General features: G+C 65.2%; 11 protein-coding genes. 8 read left to right on the plus strand and 3 right to left on the minus strand.

What is annotated here, in order from left to right; translation table 11 throughout:
- Positions 1 to 11 precede the first annotated feature (11 nt).
- Positions 12 to 449 (minus strand): cytidine deaminase, encoded by a 438-nt coding sequence (cdd, locus tag KMW22_RS09680; protein ID WP_221089842.1) that lies wholly within the window; start codon positions 447 to 449, stop codon positions 12 to 14.
- Positions 442 to 1776, minus strand: a complete 1335-nt coding sequence (locus KMW22_RS09685) for a hemolysin family protein (RefSeq protein WP_221089843.1) — start codon at positions 1774 to 1776, stop codon at positions 442 to 444. The genes cdd and KMW22_RS09685 overlap by 8 nt, the downstream gene beginning before the upstream one ends.
- A gap of 309 nt (positions 1777 to 2085) precedes the next feature.
- Between KMW22_RS09685 and KMW22_RS09690 the strand changes: the two genes are divergently transcribed.
- On the plus strand, positions 2086 to 3087 hold the full coding sequence (locus KMW22_RS09690) for an MDR family oxidoreductase (RefSeq protein WP_221089844.1): 1002 nt from the start codon (positions 2086 to 2088) through the stop codon (positions 3085 to 3087).
- Positions 3088 to 3160: 73 nt separating this feature from the next.
- On the opposite strand, the gene KMW22_RS09695 is transcribed toward KMW22_RS09690, so the two are convergent.
- Entirely contained in the window at positions 3161 to 5218 is a 2058-nt protein-coding gene (locus KMW22_RS09695; protein WP_221089845.1) for a S8 family serine peptidase, read from the minus strand.
- A gap of 95 nt (positions 5219 to 5313) precedes the next feature.
- Here KMW22_RS09695 and KMW22_RS09700 point away from each other — a divergent pair, with 95 nt between their 5' ends.
- The 7 genes from KMW22_RS09700 to KMW22_RS09730 all read left to right on the plus strand — a co-directional run bounded on the left by KMW22_RS09700 (position 5314) and on the right by KMW22_RS09730 (position 12583).
- Positions 5314 to 5826 carry a metal-binding protein gene (locus KMW22_RS09700; RefSeq protein ID WP_235692815.1) on the plus strand — a complete coding sequence of 171 codons (513 nt, stop codon included), beginning with the start codon at positions 5314 to 5316 and terminating at the stop codon, positions 5824 to 5826.
- A 73-nt stretch (positions 5827 to 5899) separates the two neighbouring features.
- On the plus strand, positions 5900 to 6124 hold the full coding sequence (gene secG / locus KMW22_RS09705) for a preprotein translocase subunit SecG (protein ID WP_221089847.1): 225 nt from the start codon (positions 5900 to 5902) through the stop codon (positions 6122 to 6124).
- A 323-nt stretch (positions 6125 to 6447) separates the two neighbouring features.
- Positions 6448 to 8214 carry an ABC transporter substrate-binding protein gene (locus tag KMW22_RS09710; protein WP_221089848.1) on the plus strand — a complete coding sequence of 589 codons (1767 nt, stop codon included), beginning with the start codon at positions 6448 to 6450 and terminating at the stop codon, positions 8212 to 8214.
- An 85-nt stretch (positions 8215 to 8299) separates the two neighbouring features.
- On the plus strand, positions 8300 to 9283 hold the full coding sequence (locus KMW22_RS09715; protein WP_221089849.1) for an ABC transporter permease: 984 nt from the start codon (positions 8300 to 8302) through the stop codon (positions 9281 to 9283).
- Between the two features lie 5 nt (positions 9284 to 9288).
- Complete coding sequence (locus tag KMW22_RS09720; protein WP_328774654.1) at positions 9289 to 10422, plus strand: ABC transporter permease; 1134 nt, start codon at positions 9289 to 9291, stop codon at positions 10420 to 10422.
- A 110-nt stretch (positions 10423 to 10532) separates the two neighbouring features.
- Complete coding sequence (locus tag KMW22_RS09725; RefSeq protein WP_221089851.1) at positions 10533 to 11561, plus strand: ABC transporter ATP-binding protein; 1029 nt, start codon at positions 10533 to 10535, stop codon at positions 11559 to 11561.
- A complete protein-coding gene (locus tag KMW22_RS09730; RefSeq protein ID WP_221089852.1) occupies positions 11558 to 12583 on the plus strand; it encodes an ABC transporter ATP-binding protein in 1026 nt (341 codons plus the stop codon). The genes KMW22_RS09725 and KMW22_RS09730 overlap by 4 nt, the downstream gene beginning before the upstream one ends.
- Positions 12584 to 12657 lie beyond the last annotated feature (74 nt).

The following is a 12657-nucleotide window of genomic DNA, read 5'->3' on the forward strand; positions in this document are numbered from 1 at the left end:
CTCCTTAGCTGTTATTGAACGCTGGCCTCTTCGCCCTCGCCCGGGTGTTCCAGGCGAAAGCCATCGGGGAGGAAGTCACGCACGTAGCCGCTCACCACGTCGCCGTGCTGGTTGGTGCACACCACCCGGGCGTCCGGGGCAAATTCAAACAGCACCTGCCGGCAGGCGCCGCAGGGGCTGGCGGGCGGCGTGGCCTCGGAGTAGACCACGATGTCGGTAAAGTCGCGCCCGCCAGCGGTGGCCATCGCCTGCACGGCGCTCTGCTCGGCGCAGCGGCCCAGGCCGTAGCTGGCGTTTTCCACGTTGGCGCCAAAGTACACGCGGCCGTCGGCCGTGCGCAGCGCCGCGCCCACGTGGAAGCGGCTGTAGGGGGCGTAGGCCTGCTTGAAGGCGGCTTTGGCGCCGTCCAGCAGCTGGGGATCAGGGGTCAGGTTCAAACGGTTAGTCATGGTTGGGTTCGGGTTCCAGGAAATCGGGATTCAGGGCGCGTTCCACACGCACACGGGTGACGCGGCGCTGGTCGGCGGCTTCGACGGTGAAGGTCCAGCCGTTATGGGTAAAGTGCTGGCCCGCTTCAGGAATGTCGCCAAAGTGGCTGGTCATGAAGCCGCTCAGGGTATCAAATTCCCCCTCGCCGTCTTCAATGTTGCTGCCCAGGCGCTCTTCCACCTCGCCCACGGTCAGGCTGGCGTCCATCAGGTACATGCCCTCGCCAATCACCTCAATCATGGGCACCTCTTCTTCGTCGGTTTCGTCGTAGATTTCGCCCACGATTTCTTCCAGGGCGTCTTCCAGCGTGACCAGGCCAGAGGTGCCGCCGAACTCGTCCACCACGATGCTCAGGTGGCTTTTCTTGTCGCGCATCTTGGCCAGCAGGTCCTTGATCTTCATGCCTTCGGGCACAAAGAACACCGGGCGCATGATGTCGGCCACCAGCGTGTGATCCAGCGTGTCCAGGTGTGCCAGCACGTCACTGGTGTGCACGATGCCCACGATGTTGTCCGGCGTGTCCTGAAACACCGGAATGCGCGAGTAGCCGTGTTCGGCGCGGATGTCCAGCAGGCGACGCAGCGGCGCGGCGCTGTCCACCAGCACCATCTCGATGCGGGGGGTCATCACCTCGCGCACCGTGGTATCTGAGAGGTCAAAGACGTTGTACACCAGCTCTTTTTCGTCGTCTTCCAGCACGCCTTCCTGGCTGGAGGCGCTCACGATCATGCGGATTTCCTCTTCGGAATAGGCCGTGTGGTGCCCCGATACCCCGCGCAGGCCAAACAGGCGCACCACGCCGTTGCCCATGGCGTTCAGGCCCTTGATGGCCCACTTGAAGATGGTGGTAAAGATCAGCAGCGGGCGCGTGACGATCAGGCTGACCTGTTCGCTCCGCTGCAGAGCCCAGGTCTTTGGGGCCAGTTCGCCAAAGACGATGTGCAGCACCGTGCTGATGGCAAAGGCCACCCCAAAGGAAATGGCCTTGATCTGGCCTTCTGAAAACTGGCCTTCCGGGAACAGCGGCTCGATCAGGTGCTCAATGGCCGGTTCAGCCACAAAACCAATCGCCAGACTGGCCATCGTGATGCCCAGCTGCGTGGCGGCAATGTACAGATCGAGGTTTTGCAGGGCGCGCTGGGTGACGCGCGCCGTGGCGTTGCCTTCATCGGCCAGCTGGTCAATGCGCGTGCGGCGCACACTCACCAGGGCGAACTCGGCGGCCACGAAAAAGCCGTTCATCAGAACCAGGACAAACAGGGCGAGAACACCAAACAGGTCATTCATGAATGGACGCGCTCCGTCGTCGCGTCCCGATCATCCGCGAGGCGCATGCTGCCCGCCCCGGCCACAGTGGCGGGGCGTCGGTGATCGGTTGGGGGGGTGGGCCGTGGCGAAAACGCCGCCCTCGGGCGGTCGTCACCGGGCGCTATGAAAGAGCCGGAACTGGGAGGCTCCATATGCAGGGGGGAGTCTAACACACCCCCACCGCCGGGACAGCTGTCCTGAACGGAAGGTAAGCGTCACGGTGCCTGCCGCGCAGCCCTGTGGGCGGGGCGGGCCGGTCCCACGGCCCTGGCACGCTAGCCTGCCCGCATGACGTCCCTGCCCGAGCACTACCGCGCCCTGCGCGTCGTGAAAGACGACCAGGGCACCCGCGCCGAATTTCAGTCCCTGCCCCTGGACGCCCTGCCGGCAGGCGAGCTGCTGATTGAGGTCAGCCACTCCAGCCTCAACTACAAAGACGGGCTGGCGGTGCTGGGCCGCCCCGGTGTGCTGCGCGCGTACCCCATGACGCCCGGCATTGATCTGGCGGGCACGGTGCTGGAAGACCGTTCGGGCCGCTGGGCCCCAGGCACCGGCGTGGTGGTGACCGGCTGGGGCATTGGCGAGCGGCAGGATGGCGGGTACGCCGAACTGGCCCGTGTGCAGCCCGCCTGGGCCGTGGCCCTGCCCCCAGGCGTGGGTGCCCACTGGGCCATGAGCGTGGGCACGGCTGGCTTCACGGCCATGCTGGCGGTGATGGCCCTGGAAGAGCACGGCCTGACCCCCGGGGACGGCGAAGTGCTGGTGACAGGTGCGGCGGGCGGTGTGGGCAGCGTGGCGGTGGCCGTGCTGGCTGCGGCTGGCCACACCGTCACCGCCAGCACCGGACGGCTGGAGGAGACCCCGTATCTGCAGGCCCTGGGCGCCGCGCGGGTGATTCCCCGTGAAGAATTGCCCTCCCTAACACGCCCGCTGGAAAAGGAGCGCTGGGCCGGTGTGGTGGACACCGTGGGCGGCGCGACCCTGGCCGGCGCCTACGCCTCCACCCGCACCCACGGCTCGGTGGCGGTGTGCGGGCTGGCCGGCGGCAGCGAGCTCCGCGCCACCGTGTTTCCCCTGATCCTGCGCGGCGTGAATCTGCTGGGCGTGGACTCCGTGACCTGCCCGGTGCCCCGCCGCGAGGCCGCCTGGGCCCGGCTGGCGCGCGATCTGCCCGCCGCCCGCCTGGCCGAGGTGACCCAGGTGCGTTCCCTGAGCGACGTGCCGGGCCTGGCGCCCCAAATTCTGGCCGGGCAGGTACGCGGGCGAACAGTGGTAGATGTGCGCCGGTAAGTGTCTGGGGGAGGGAGGAGGAGCAGCAAGCCGCGCCGTGGGAGTATCCCTACGGCGCGGCGCCTGTCTGTGCTCAGCGGGGGCTCAGGTCGCCCACATTCGCGCTGGGTGTGGCCTCGTCCAGGGTGACCTGCCGCTCGTCGCGCAGTTCGTGGGTTTCGCCGTACACGCCGTTACCGTCGCGGTCCGCCCCGCCAATCACCGTGTAGCTGCCATCAGCCAGATAGGCCTGGAAGCGGCCCAGGCTGTCCAGCGCCGGCTGGAAGCTCTGCCCGCGCGCGTGCTGAAGCCGCAAGCCCCAGGTGTTGCTGACGGCCGGGGCGTTCAGGGCCGCCGCCGCGTTGATCATGCCAAAGCCAAACAGGTCGTCGCGGCCCTTGGCGCCCAGATCGGTGGCGGTGGCGTTCAGGCGGGCCAGGGTGTCGTCGGGCCCGGTGGTCACGCCCTTACTCAGCAGCAGGGCGGCCAGCGCGGCCACCTGCGGGCTGGCCTGGCTGGTGCCCACCTGCGCGGCATACATGGGCTCGTTCTTCTTGTAGTTCCAATCGGTGGAGAAGATGGCGTCCGGGAAGGCGGCGCCGTTCAGCTTGCCGCCGTTGAAAGCGTTGGCGCTGAACGGCTCGGCGCCCCCCGGGGCCGAGAGCTGCACCTGCGGGTAGGCGTTGCTGAAGGGCGACCGGATGGGCGCGCTGGCCCCCGAGAGGGTCACGCTGCCCACCGCCACGGCGCCTGGGCAGGCGGCGGGGTAGTAGGGAGACGTGCCGTAGCCGTTGCCGGCGGCGGCCACCACCAGGGCTCCGGCCGTGCGGGCATCGGCAATCGCCTCGCACAGCGGGCGGGCGTCCTCGGCTTTCAGGGCGCCGCCCAGGCTCAGGTTGATCACCTGCGCGGCGTGCGGGGTGCGGTAGGTCGCGCCTCCCAGCGTCACCGGAAGCCCGGCGGCGTAGCGGATGGCCAGCGCCACATCGGCCTCGGTGGCGTCGCCCCGGCTGTCAATCACACGTATGGGCAGCACCTTCACGTTCGCCTTGTACGTGGCACCTACCACCCCGGTGGGGCTGCAGCCGGGGCAGCTGGCGCCGTGGTCGCCCCAGCGCGCGGCAATGATGCCGGTCACGTGCGTGCCGTGGCTGCCCGTCGTCCGGTTGGCGTCGCCCGCGTCGGTGGGGTCGGTGTCGGGGCCGTCGCCGTCGCCATTGTCGTAGCGGGGGGGATCGCCCGCCTTCTCGCCGGCCTCGAAGCTCAGCACGTCCAGCGCGCCTTCGCCGGGGTCCCACATCTGGCCCTTCAGGTCCGGGTGGTCAAACCGCACGCCGCTGTCAATGACCGCCACAGTGACCGGGCGCGAGTAACCGCCCGCCTCCATATCGCGCCACACGCCCCCGTACCCGGCCAGGGCGTAGGCCCACTGCAGGCCTGCGTACTGGTCGCCGGGCACCACAGGCTGGGCCAGCGTGCCCTGGGCACGCAGGATGGCGTTGGGCACCGCGTACTCCACCCGGGGGTCGGCCCGCAGGGTGCGCAGGGCGGCGTCCACATCCACTACATTCAGCCGGGTCAGGGTGCCGCCCAGGGCCTGCGCGCTGCTCACCTTCTGCCCGGCGGCCTGCAGCGCACGCACGCTGGTCTGGGCCGCTACCCCCTCGCGGTACTTCACGATCACGCCGCGCGCGGCCGGCGCCGCCGCTTCGTTGAGGCGGGGCGCCGCCTGCGCGTCGGCTCCCTGCGTCTGGGCGGGAGCCACCACCCGGCCCCGCAGCTCGAACTGGCGCGCCGTGACCGGCCAGGTGACCTCGCCGGTCTTTTCCCCGCTGCCTTCCCCAGCCGACCACGCCAGCTTGATCTCGGTGCTCAGCTCGGCCAGATTCGCCTTGAGCGGCGTGGCGCGCGCACGGTCAATAGTGACGGTCAGGGCCACTGGCCCGTTGCCGGCCTGCGGCGAGACCGTCAGCCAGTCGGGGCGCTCCTGCACGCGCCAGCGGCCCGAGTAGGGAACCTCCACCCGCATGGACGTGGCCTGACCCAGGGTGACGGTGCGGGCCTGCAGGGGCTGGGGCTCAGGGGACTGGCAGGCGCCCAGCAGGGCCGTGAGCAGCAGAAAGCCGGACAGGCGGGTGGTCAGTTTGGGCATGGGTCCGTACAGCATGCCGCAAGTTAGCTGACCGGATATGAACGTGCGTCTCAAAGTGGGGGCGGGGCGTGGGGGAGGCGGCGGCTTCTGGCACAATGGCGCCCGTGCCCAGCGGACGTGTGCATAACCTCATCAACATTGCGGCCTACAGCGTGCTGGCCGCCGTCACCCTCATTGCCACCCGGCAGGAGGTCGTGGTGGTGACCCCTACACAGGCGCTGCACTTCACCCTGGCTTTTGCGGCGGGCACCTTCCTGCTCTCCCCGGATCTGGATCTCGCTGAAGGCCGGGTGGACAGCAAGCGGCACTGGGGGGTGCTGGGGGTGCTGTGGGTGCCGTACGGCATGCTGTTCAGTCACCGGGGCTGGTCCCACACGTGGCTGGTGGGCCCCCTCACGCGGCTGCTCTACGTGGCCCTGATCGCTGCGCTGGTATGGGGCGTGCTGCTGTATGTGGTGCCAGGAGTCACCCTGCCCCAGCTGCCAGCCACCTTCAACCTGCACGCCCTCTGGCCGCCGCTGCTGGGGTACTACCTCAGCCAGTGGCTGCACCTGATGGCCGATGGGGTGCGGCCCGATCACGCGGCCCGCCGGGTCCGGCGCCGCTAGACCCTGGGCCGTGCTATACCGAAATGACTGTGGCGGGGGTGCCCGGCGCATACCCTCCACCCGAGGTCCCACTATGATCCTGAACCTGTTTATTGTGCTGTTCGCGCTGGTGTGTGTGGCGCTGGTGTTTTTCGTGCTGTTGCAGGTCCCCAAGCAGGCGGGGCTGTCGGCCAGCATGGCGTCTGGCGGCTCGCTGCTGGGTGGCCGTGGGGTCGAAGGCGGCTTGATCCGTATTACCAGTGTGCTGGGCGGCTTCTTCATGCTGCTGGCCCTGCTGATCAGTTTCGTCTCGCGCTGAGCATCTCGTGTGCCTTCTCCCGCTGCCCGAACGGCAGCGGGTTTTTTTGTGAGGGTTGGGGCAGTGCTGGGGGGCAATCAGGCCCTGCGCCAGAGGTCCAGGACCCGGTGTGAACCCGCGCTGTATTCCACCCTGGTGAATTTCGGGGCCACGACGGCGTTTTCCCGAATCCGTCCCGTCACACAATTGTTAGGAAAAACCTTGACCAACTCTAGGCCATTCCATATAGTTGGCCTCGCTGGAAAACCGTCGTTCTGCATGCCACCCCCCGGCTCACGCCGGCGCGTTGTCATATTCCAGATCTGCCCCTCCCGGAGGAACCCATGAAAAAGATTCTGACCCTCGCTCTTGCTCTGACTGTTGGCGCTGCAGGTGCCCAGAGCGCATTTGTCTGGCCCGCTGCCTGGACCGCTGAGCCCAACACTGCCAACAAGCGCGGCGGCGAACTGCGCCTGTCGGCCATCAGCGACTTCAAGACCATGAACCCCTTCACCAGCTCGGAAGCCGACAGCATTCCTGACCGTATGTCGACGGGCACGGGGCTTTTCACCCAGGATCCCCGCAACGACGAGTTCATCCCCTACATGGCCGCTGGTGCGGCGACGGTGAGCAACAACAACAAGCGCTTCGTGGTCAAGATCCGTCAGGGCATGAAGTTCAGCGATGGCCAGGCCATCACGGCCGACGACTTCATCACGACCTACAACATTGAGCGTGACGACAAGGTCGGAAGCAACAGCTACGACAACTGGTTCCTGGCGGGTAAGCCCATCACGCTGAAGAAGCTGGATAACTACACCCTGCAGTTCGACTTCCCCCAGACCAGCTCCAAGGCCTACTCGCTGATGTCGTTCACCCCCTGGCCTGACCACGTGTTCGGCAAGGCCTACCGTGAAGGCGGCGCCGAAGCCATCAAGAAGATGTGGGGTCTGTCCACCCCCGCCAGCCAGATCGTGAGCCCCGGTATGTGGACCCTCGAGTCCTACCGCGCCGGCGAGCGCACGGTGTTTAAGAAGAACACCTTCTGGGGCGACTGGAACAAAGACAGCCGTGGTCAGGAACTGCCTTACCTCAACGGCATGTCCGTGCGCATTGTGGCGGACGCCAACGCCCAGCTGGCTGCCTTCCTGGCCGGTCAGGTGGACACCATTCCCATGCGTAACGCTGACGACCTGGCCCAGACCAAGCGCGCCATTGACAACGGCAGTCTCAAGGCGTTCCTGAAGGCGAACGTGAGCCCCCAGGCCACCAGCCAGTGGATCGTGTTCAACTGGAACAAGGCCGGTGACCCCGAGAAGCAGAAGCTGTTCCGCGACGTGCGTTTCCGCCGCGCCATGAGCCACATCGCCAACCGTCAGGCCATGGTGCAGCTGGCACTGGGTGGTCTGGGCAGCGAAACCTACTTCAGCACCTACCCCATCTTCACGCAGCAGCTGCAGGCCGGTCTGGCCGCTGGCGCACCCCAGTACAAGTACAACCTCGCCGAAGCCACCCGCCTGCTGGGTCAGATGGGCTACACCAAGAAGAACGCCCAGGGCTACCTCGTCAACCGCGCAGGCAAGGTGCTGGAATTCAACCTCAGCACCAATGCCGGCAACACGGTGCGCGAGCAGCTGGGCCGCATCTTCGCCGACGAGGCCAAGAAGGTCGGCGTGAAGGTCAACTTCACTCCCATTGACTTCAACACCCTCGTGGGCCAGCTGACGGCCAAGGGCGAGAACCGCCCCTTCGACGCGATCCTGCTGGGTCTGTCCGGCGGCGACAACATCTGGAGCTTCGGCCAGAACGTTGTGCCCTGCGGCACCAACCTGCACTCCTACAACAACCCCACCAACGGCAAGTGCCTCACCAGCCAGGAACAGCTGATGACCAAGCTGTACTACCAGGGCGACGCCGAACTGAACGACGCCCGCCGCCGCGCCATCGGTGGTCAGCTGATGAAGATCGAAGGCGAGCTGCAGCCGGTCATCTACCTCGTGGGTGGCAACTACCACGTGGCCTTTAACGAGCGTCTGGGCGGCGAGTACCCCGCCAGCCTGATGAACGCCTACTACGGCCACCGCCTGCAGGCCCTGACCTTCATCAAGTAAGTCCAGAGCAGTTCTGCTCCCAACGGGGGGTGGTCCGCCCGCGCGGACTGCCCCCCACCGCCATGAAGTTCCACGGAGTGCGTTCATGATTCCATTTCTGCTGCGCCGGGTGGTGCAGTCCATCCCGACCCTGTTGCTGGCTAGTGTGCTGATCTTCTTTGTCATTCAGCTGGCGCCCGGCGATTTTTTAACGCCGGCAAAACTCAACCCAAACATCAGTCCCGAGCAGATTGCCAACTTGGAGCGGAGTTTTGGGCTGGACCGGCATCCGATTGAGCAGTATTTCCTCTGGATGCGCAATATGCTGTTCAATTTAGACTTCGGCTTGTCCTTTTCCTATCAGCAGCCAGTCTGGGACGTGATGGGCCCGCGAATCCTGAATTCCATGTACCTCGTGCTTCTCAACCTGGTGTTCTTTTACGCCATTGCCATTCCCCTGGGCGTGTTTGGGGCGGTGCGTCAGAACTCCTTCGCTGATAAATCCATCAACGTGGTGCTTTATTTCCTACTGGGCTTTCCCAGCTTCTTCCTGGCTCTGATTGTGATTTACGGCATTCTGCAGTTGCGTCAGGCAACGGGTTGGGACATTCCTTTTATCGGCATGACCAGCAACAATTTTGATCAGCTCTCGCCGCTGGGCAAGGCGCTGGATGTCTTTAAGCATTTGCTGATTCCGGCGCTGGTGCTGGCTGTGAGTGACGCGGCGGGCCTCACGCGTGTGATCCGGGGCCAGATGTTAGAAGTCATGCGCTCTGATTACATCCGCACTGCGCGCGCCAAAGGTGTCAGTGAGCGCACTGCCATTTGGAAGCACACCTTCCGCAACGCCATTTTGCCGATTGTGGCGGGCATTGGTGGTCTGCTGCCCGCAGCCATCAGCGGCGCGGGCTTTCTGGAAGTGGTCTTTGCGTATCCGGGCATTACGCCCATGCTGCTTGACGCACTCAACGCCCAGGATCTGTATCTGATTGCTGGCTTTACAGTGATCAGCACGGTCCTGTTGATCGTGGGCAATGCCCTGAGCGACATTCTTCTTGCGGTGGTTGACCCCCGCATCAAGGTCGGGTGATTGGCGTGACCACCACCACTCCTCAGGCCGTCTCCCGTCGCAAGCGCGAGGGGGGTAACTCTCAGCTTGCTGTGGCCTGGAGCCAGTTCAGGAAAAACCGTCTGGCCCAGCTTGGCGGCGCGCTGATTATCCTGCTGTACCTGATGGCCGTGTTCGCGCCGTTCCTGGCACCCAGCGGCCTCTCCACCTACTCGACCACCAACATCACCCGGTTTCATCCGCCAACCCCCATTCACTTCCGCGACCCGGAAACTGGGGCCTTTGGTCGGCCATTCGTGTATAAATACGGCCAGAAATTCAACGAGACCACCTTCGTGAATGAATTCGGGCCCACAGGCGAGAAGTGCCCCATCTACTTTGGGGTGCGCGGTGACTCGTACAAGATTCTGGGCATTCCCGGCAACATTCACCTGTTCGGCACAGGCAAACCCGACTGCGGTGTGTACTTGCTGGGTGCGGAGGATCTGGGCCGCGACCTGCTGAGCCGCACGCTCTACGCGTCGCAGATCAGCCTGACAATCGGCCTGGGCGCCGTGCTGATCAGCACCGTCATTGGCCTCTTTATGGGGGCTATGGCCGCCTATTTCGGCGGCATTGTGGACACCATCATCATGCGCTTTGTGGAGGTGCTGTCGTCTATCCCCGGCCTCTTCCTGCTGCTGCTGCTGCGCAGTATCTTCCCCAAAGACATCAATCCTATCTTCGCGTTGTACGTGATTCTGGGCATTCTGGCGTTTATCGGCTGGGGCGGCCTGGCACGGGTTACGCGCGGGCAGTTGCTCAGCGTACGCGAGCAGGACTTCGTGTCGGCGGCCAAGAGCCTGGGCGCCAGCGACAACCGCATCATGATCCGGCACATGCTGCCCACCATGACCACCTACGTGATCGTGACCACCTCGCTTGCGATTCCCAGCTACATCCTGCTGGAATCGGGCCTGAGCTTCCTGGGGATTGGGGCCGTGGAGCCCTACGCCTCGTGGGGCAGCCTGCTCAAACTCGCCCAGGACGGCGGCCTGAGCAGCCTGAACCAGCGTCCCTGGGTGCTGGCACCGGGCTTCTTCATCGTGTTCACGGTAATGTGCTTTCAGTTGCTGGGTGACGGCCTGCGCGACGCCTTCGACCCCCGCAAGCGGTCGTAAGCGCACCAGACACGGGCGCGGCCGGCACTGCGGGCCGCGCCCGTGAACACTTTTCCCCTTACAATTCAAAGCAGTTGTATGATGTACAGCGTGCAGAAAACGGAGGAACAATGACCCACCAGGGTGAGGTCCTGCTGGCCGTAAATGGCCTCAAGACGTACTTCAATACGGATGACGGCGTCGTCAAGAGCGTGGACGGCGTGACGTTCCACATTAAAAAGGGCGAGACCCTGGCAGTGGTGGGAGAATCGGGCTCGGGCAAGAGCGTGACCAGCCTGTCGGTGATGCGCCTGATCCCCAGCCCTCCAGGCAAGATCGTCGAAGGCGAGATCCTGTTCAAGGGCCGCGACATCGTGAAGCTCAGCGAAGCGGAGATGCGCAAGATTCGCGGCAACGACATCTCGATGATCTTTCAGGAGCCCATGACCAGCCTGAACCCGGTGTACACGGTGGGCGACCAGATTGCCGAGGCCGTGATGCTGCACCAGGGCATGAACAGGAAAGACGCCATGGTTGTGGCCACCGACCAGCTGCGCTTCGTGGGCATTCCAGCCCCCGAAAAGCGCGTCAACGAGTACCCGCACCAGATGTCCGGCGGGATGCGCCAGCGCGTGATGATCGCCATGGCGCTCTCGTGCAGGCCGGCCCTCCTGATCGCTGACGAGCCCACCACGGCGCTGGACGTGACCATTCAGGCCCAGATTCTGGACCTCATGCGCAAGCTGCAAAAAGAAGTGGGCATGAGCATTCTGTTCATCACCCACAACCTGGGCGTGGTGGCTGAAATGGCCGACCGCGTGGTGGTCATGTACGGTGGCCGCGTGGTGGAAGAAGGCGACGTGGTGGAGATCTTCAAGGCGCCCCGCCACCCCTACACCATGGGCCTGCTGAACTCCATTCCGCGCCCCGGCGAGGTCGCGCATGTGCCCGGCCAGCCCAAGGGCCGCCTGGAAGCCATTCCTGGCAACGTGCCCAACCCGCTGAGCCTGCCGCCCGGCTGCGCCTTTGAGCCGCGCTGCAAGTTCGCCGTGCCCGACTGCGCCAAGGCCGTGCCGCCCCTGGAAGACACGGGCGGCGGCCACACCACCCGCTGCATCCGCTGGCGTGAATTCGCCCAGGCCCAGGAAGTGACCGCATGACCGCTGCTCCTACCCCCAGCGCCCAGTCCCGCCGCGCCATGCCGGTGACGGGCGAGACCCTGCTGGACGTTCAGAACCTGCAAAAGTATTTCCCCATTCGCGGCGGGCTGCTCTCGCGCGTGGTGGGCAACGTCAAGGCTGTCAACGACGTGTCGTTCAAGATTGGGCGCGGCGAAGTGGTCGGCCTCGTGGGCGAGTCCGGTTCGGGCAAGACCACGGCCGGGCGCGCCATCCTGCGCCTGATTGAACCCACGGGCGGTCAGGTGATCTTCAACGGCACCGACATCACCAAGCTCTCCAAGGGCCAGATGCGCAACTACCGCCGGGAGATGCAGATTATCTTCCAGGACCCGTTCGCGTCCCTGAACCCGCGCATGACGGTGGCGGACATCATCGGCGAGGCGATGCAGATTCATAACCTGCACCCCGGCCGCCAACGCATGGACCGCATTGCCGAACTGCTGCAGAAGGTGGGCCTGCGCCCCGAGCACATGCGCCGTTACCCCCACGAGTTCTCGGGCGGGCAGCGCCAGCGCATCGGGATTGCCCGGGCCCTGGCCGTGGACCCCGCGTTCATCGTGGCCGACGAGCCGGTCTCGGCGCTGGACGTGTCCATTCAGGCGCAGGTGGTCAACCTGCTGCAGGACCTGCAGGAAGAACTGGGCCTGACCGTGCTGTTCATTGCGCACGACCTCGCCGTGGTGGAGTACATCTGCGACCGCATCATCGTGATGTACCTGGGCCGCGTGATGGAAATTGCGCCCAGCCGCGAGCTGAACAACAACCCCAAGCACCCGTACACCGAGGCGCTGCTCTCGGCGGCCCCGGTGCCGGACCCCACGGTCAAGCGCCAGCGCATCATTCTGGAAGGGGACATTCCCAGCCCCATCAACCCGCCCAGTGGCTGCGTGTTCCGCACGCGCTGCCGCTACGCGATTGCCGACTGCGCCAACGTGATTCCCGAACTGCGCGAAGTGGCCCCTGGGCATTTCAAGGCCTGCATCCGGGACGACATTCTGTAAACGCAGATGGTCGATAGCCAAAGGCTGATGGCCGATGGCGCACCCGCTCCCAGCATTTGGGGGCGGGTGGTTTG

Source organism: Deinococcus aquaedulcis, from assembly GCF_019693445.1.
Taxonomy (GTDB): domain Bacteria; phylum Deinococcota; class Deinococci; order Deinococcales; family Deinococcaceae; genus Deinococcus; species Deinococcus aquaedulcis.

Bases quoted from the DNA above. Each gene is read 5' to 3' on its own strand.
- secG (WP_221089847.1), top strand. From the start codon at position 5,900: ATGATCCTGAACCTGTTTATTGTGCTGTTCGCGCTGGTGTGTGTGGCG.
- KMW22_RS09715 (WP_221089849.1), top strand. From the start codon at position 8,300: ATGATTCCATTTCTGCTGCGCCGGGTGGTGCAGTCCATCCCGACCCTG.
- KMW22_RS09710 (WP_221089848.1), top strand. From the start codon at position 6,448: ATGAAAAAGATTCTGACCCTCGCTCTTGCTCTGACTGTTGGCGCTGCA.
- KMW22_RS09690 (WP_221089844.1), top strand. From the start codon at position 2,086: ATGACGTCCCTGCCCGAGCACTACCGCGCCCTGCGCGTCGTGAAAGAC.
- KMW22_RS09700 (WP_235692815.1), top strand. From the start codon at position 5,314: ATGGCGCCCGTGCCCAGCGGACGTGTGCATAACCTCATCAACATTGCG.
- KMW22_RS09730 (WP_221089852.1), top strand. From the start codon at position 11,558: ATGACCGCTGCTCCTACCCCCAGCGCCCAGTCCCGCCGCGCCATGCCG.
- KMW22_RS09695 (WP_221089845.1), bottom strand. From the start codon at position 5,218: ATGCCCAAACTGACCACCCGCCTGTCCGGCTTTCTGCTGCTCACGGCC.
- KMW22_RS09725 (WP_221089851.1), top strand. From the start codon at position 10,533: ATGACCCACCAGGGTGAGGTCCTGCTGGCCGTAAATGGCCTCAAGACG.
- cdd (WP_221089842.1), bottom strand. From the start codon at position 449: ATGACTAACCGTTTGAACCTGACCCCTGATCCCCAGCTGCTGGACGGC.
- KMW22_RS09685 (WP_221089843.1), bottom strand. From the start codon at position 1,776: ATGAATGACCTGTTTGGTGTTCTCGCCCTGTTTGTCCTGGTTCTGATG.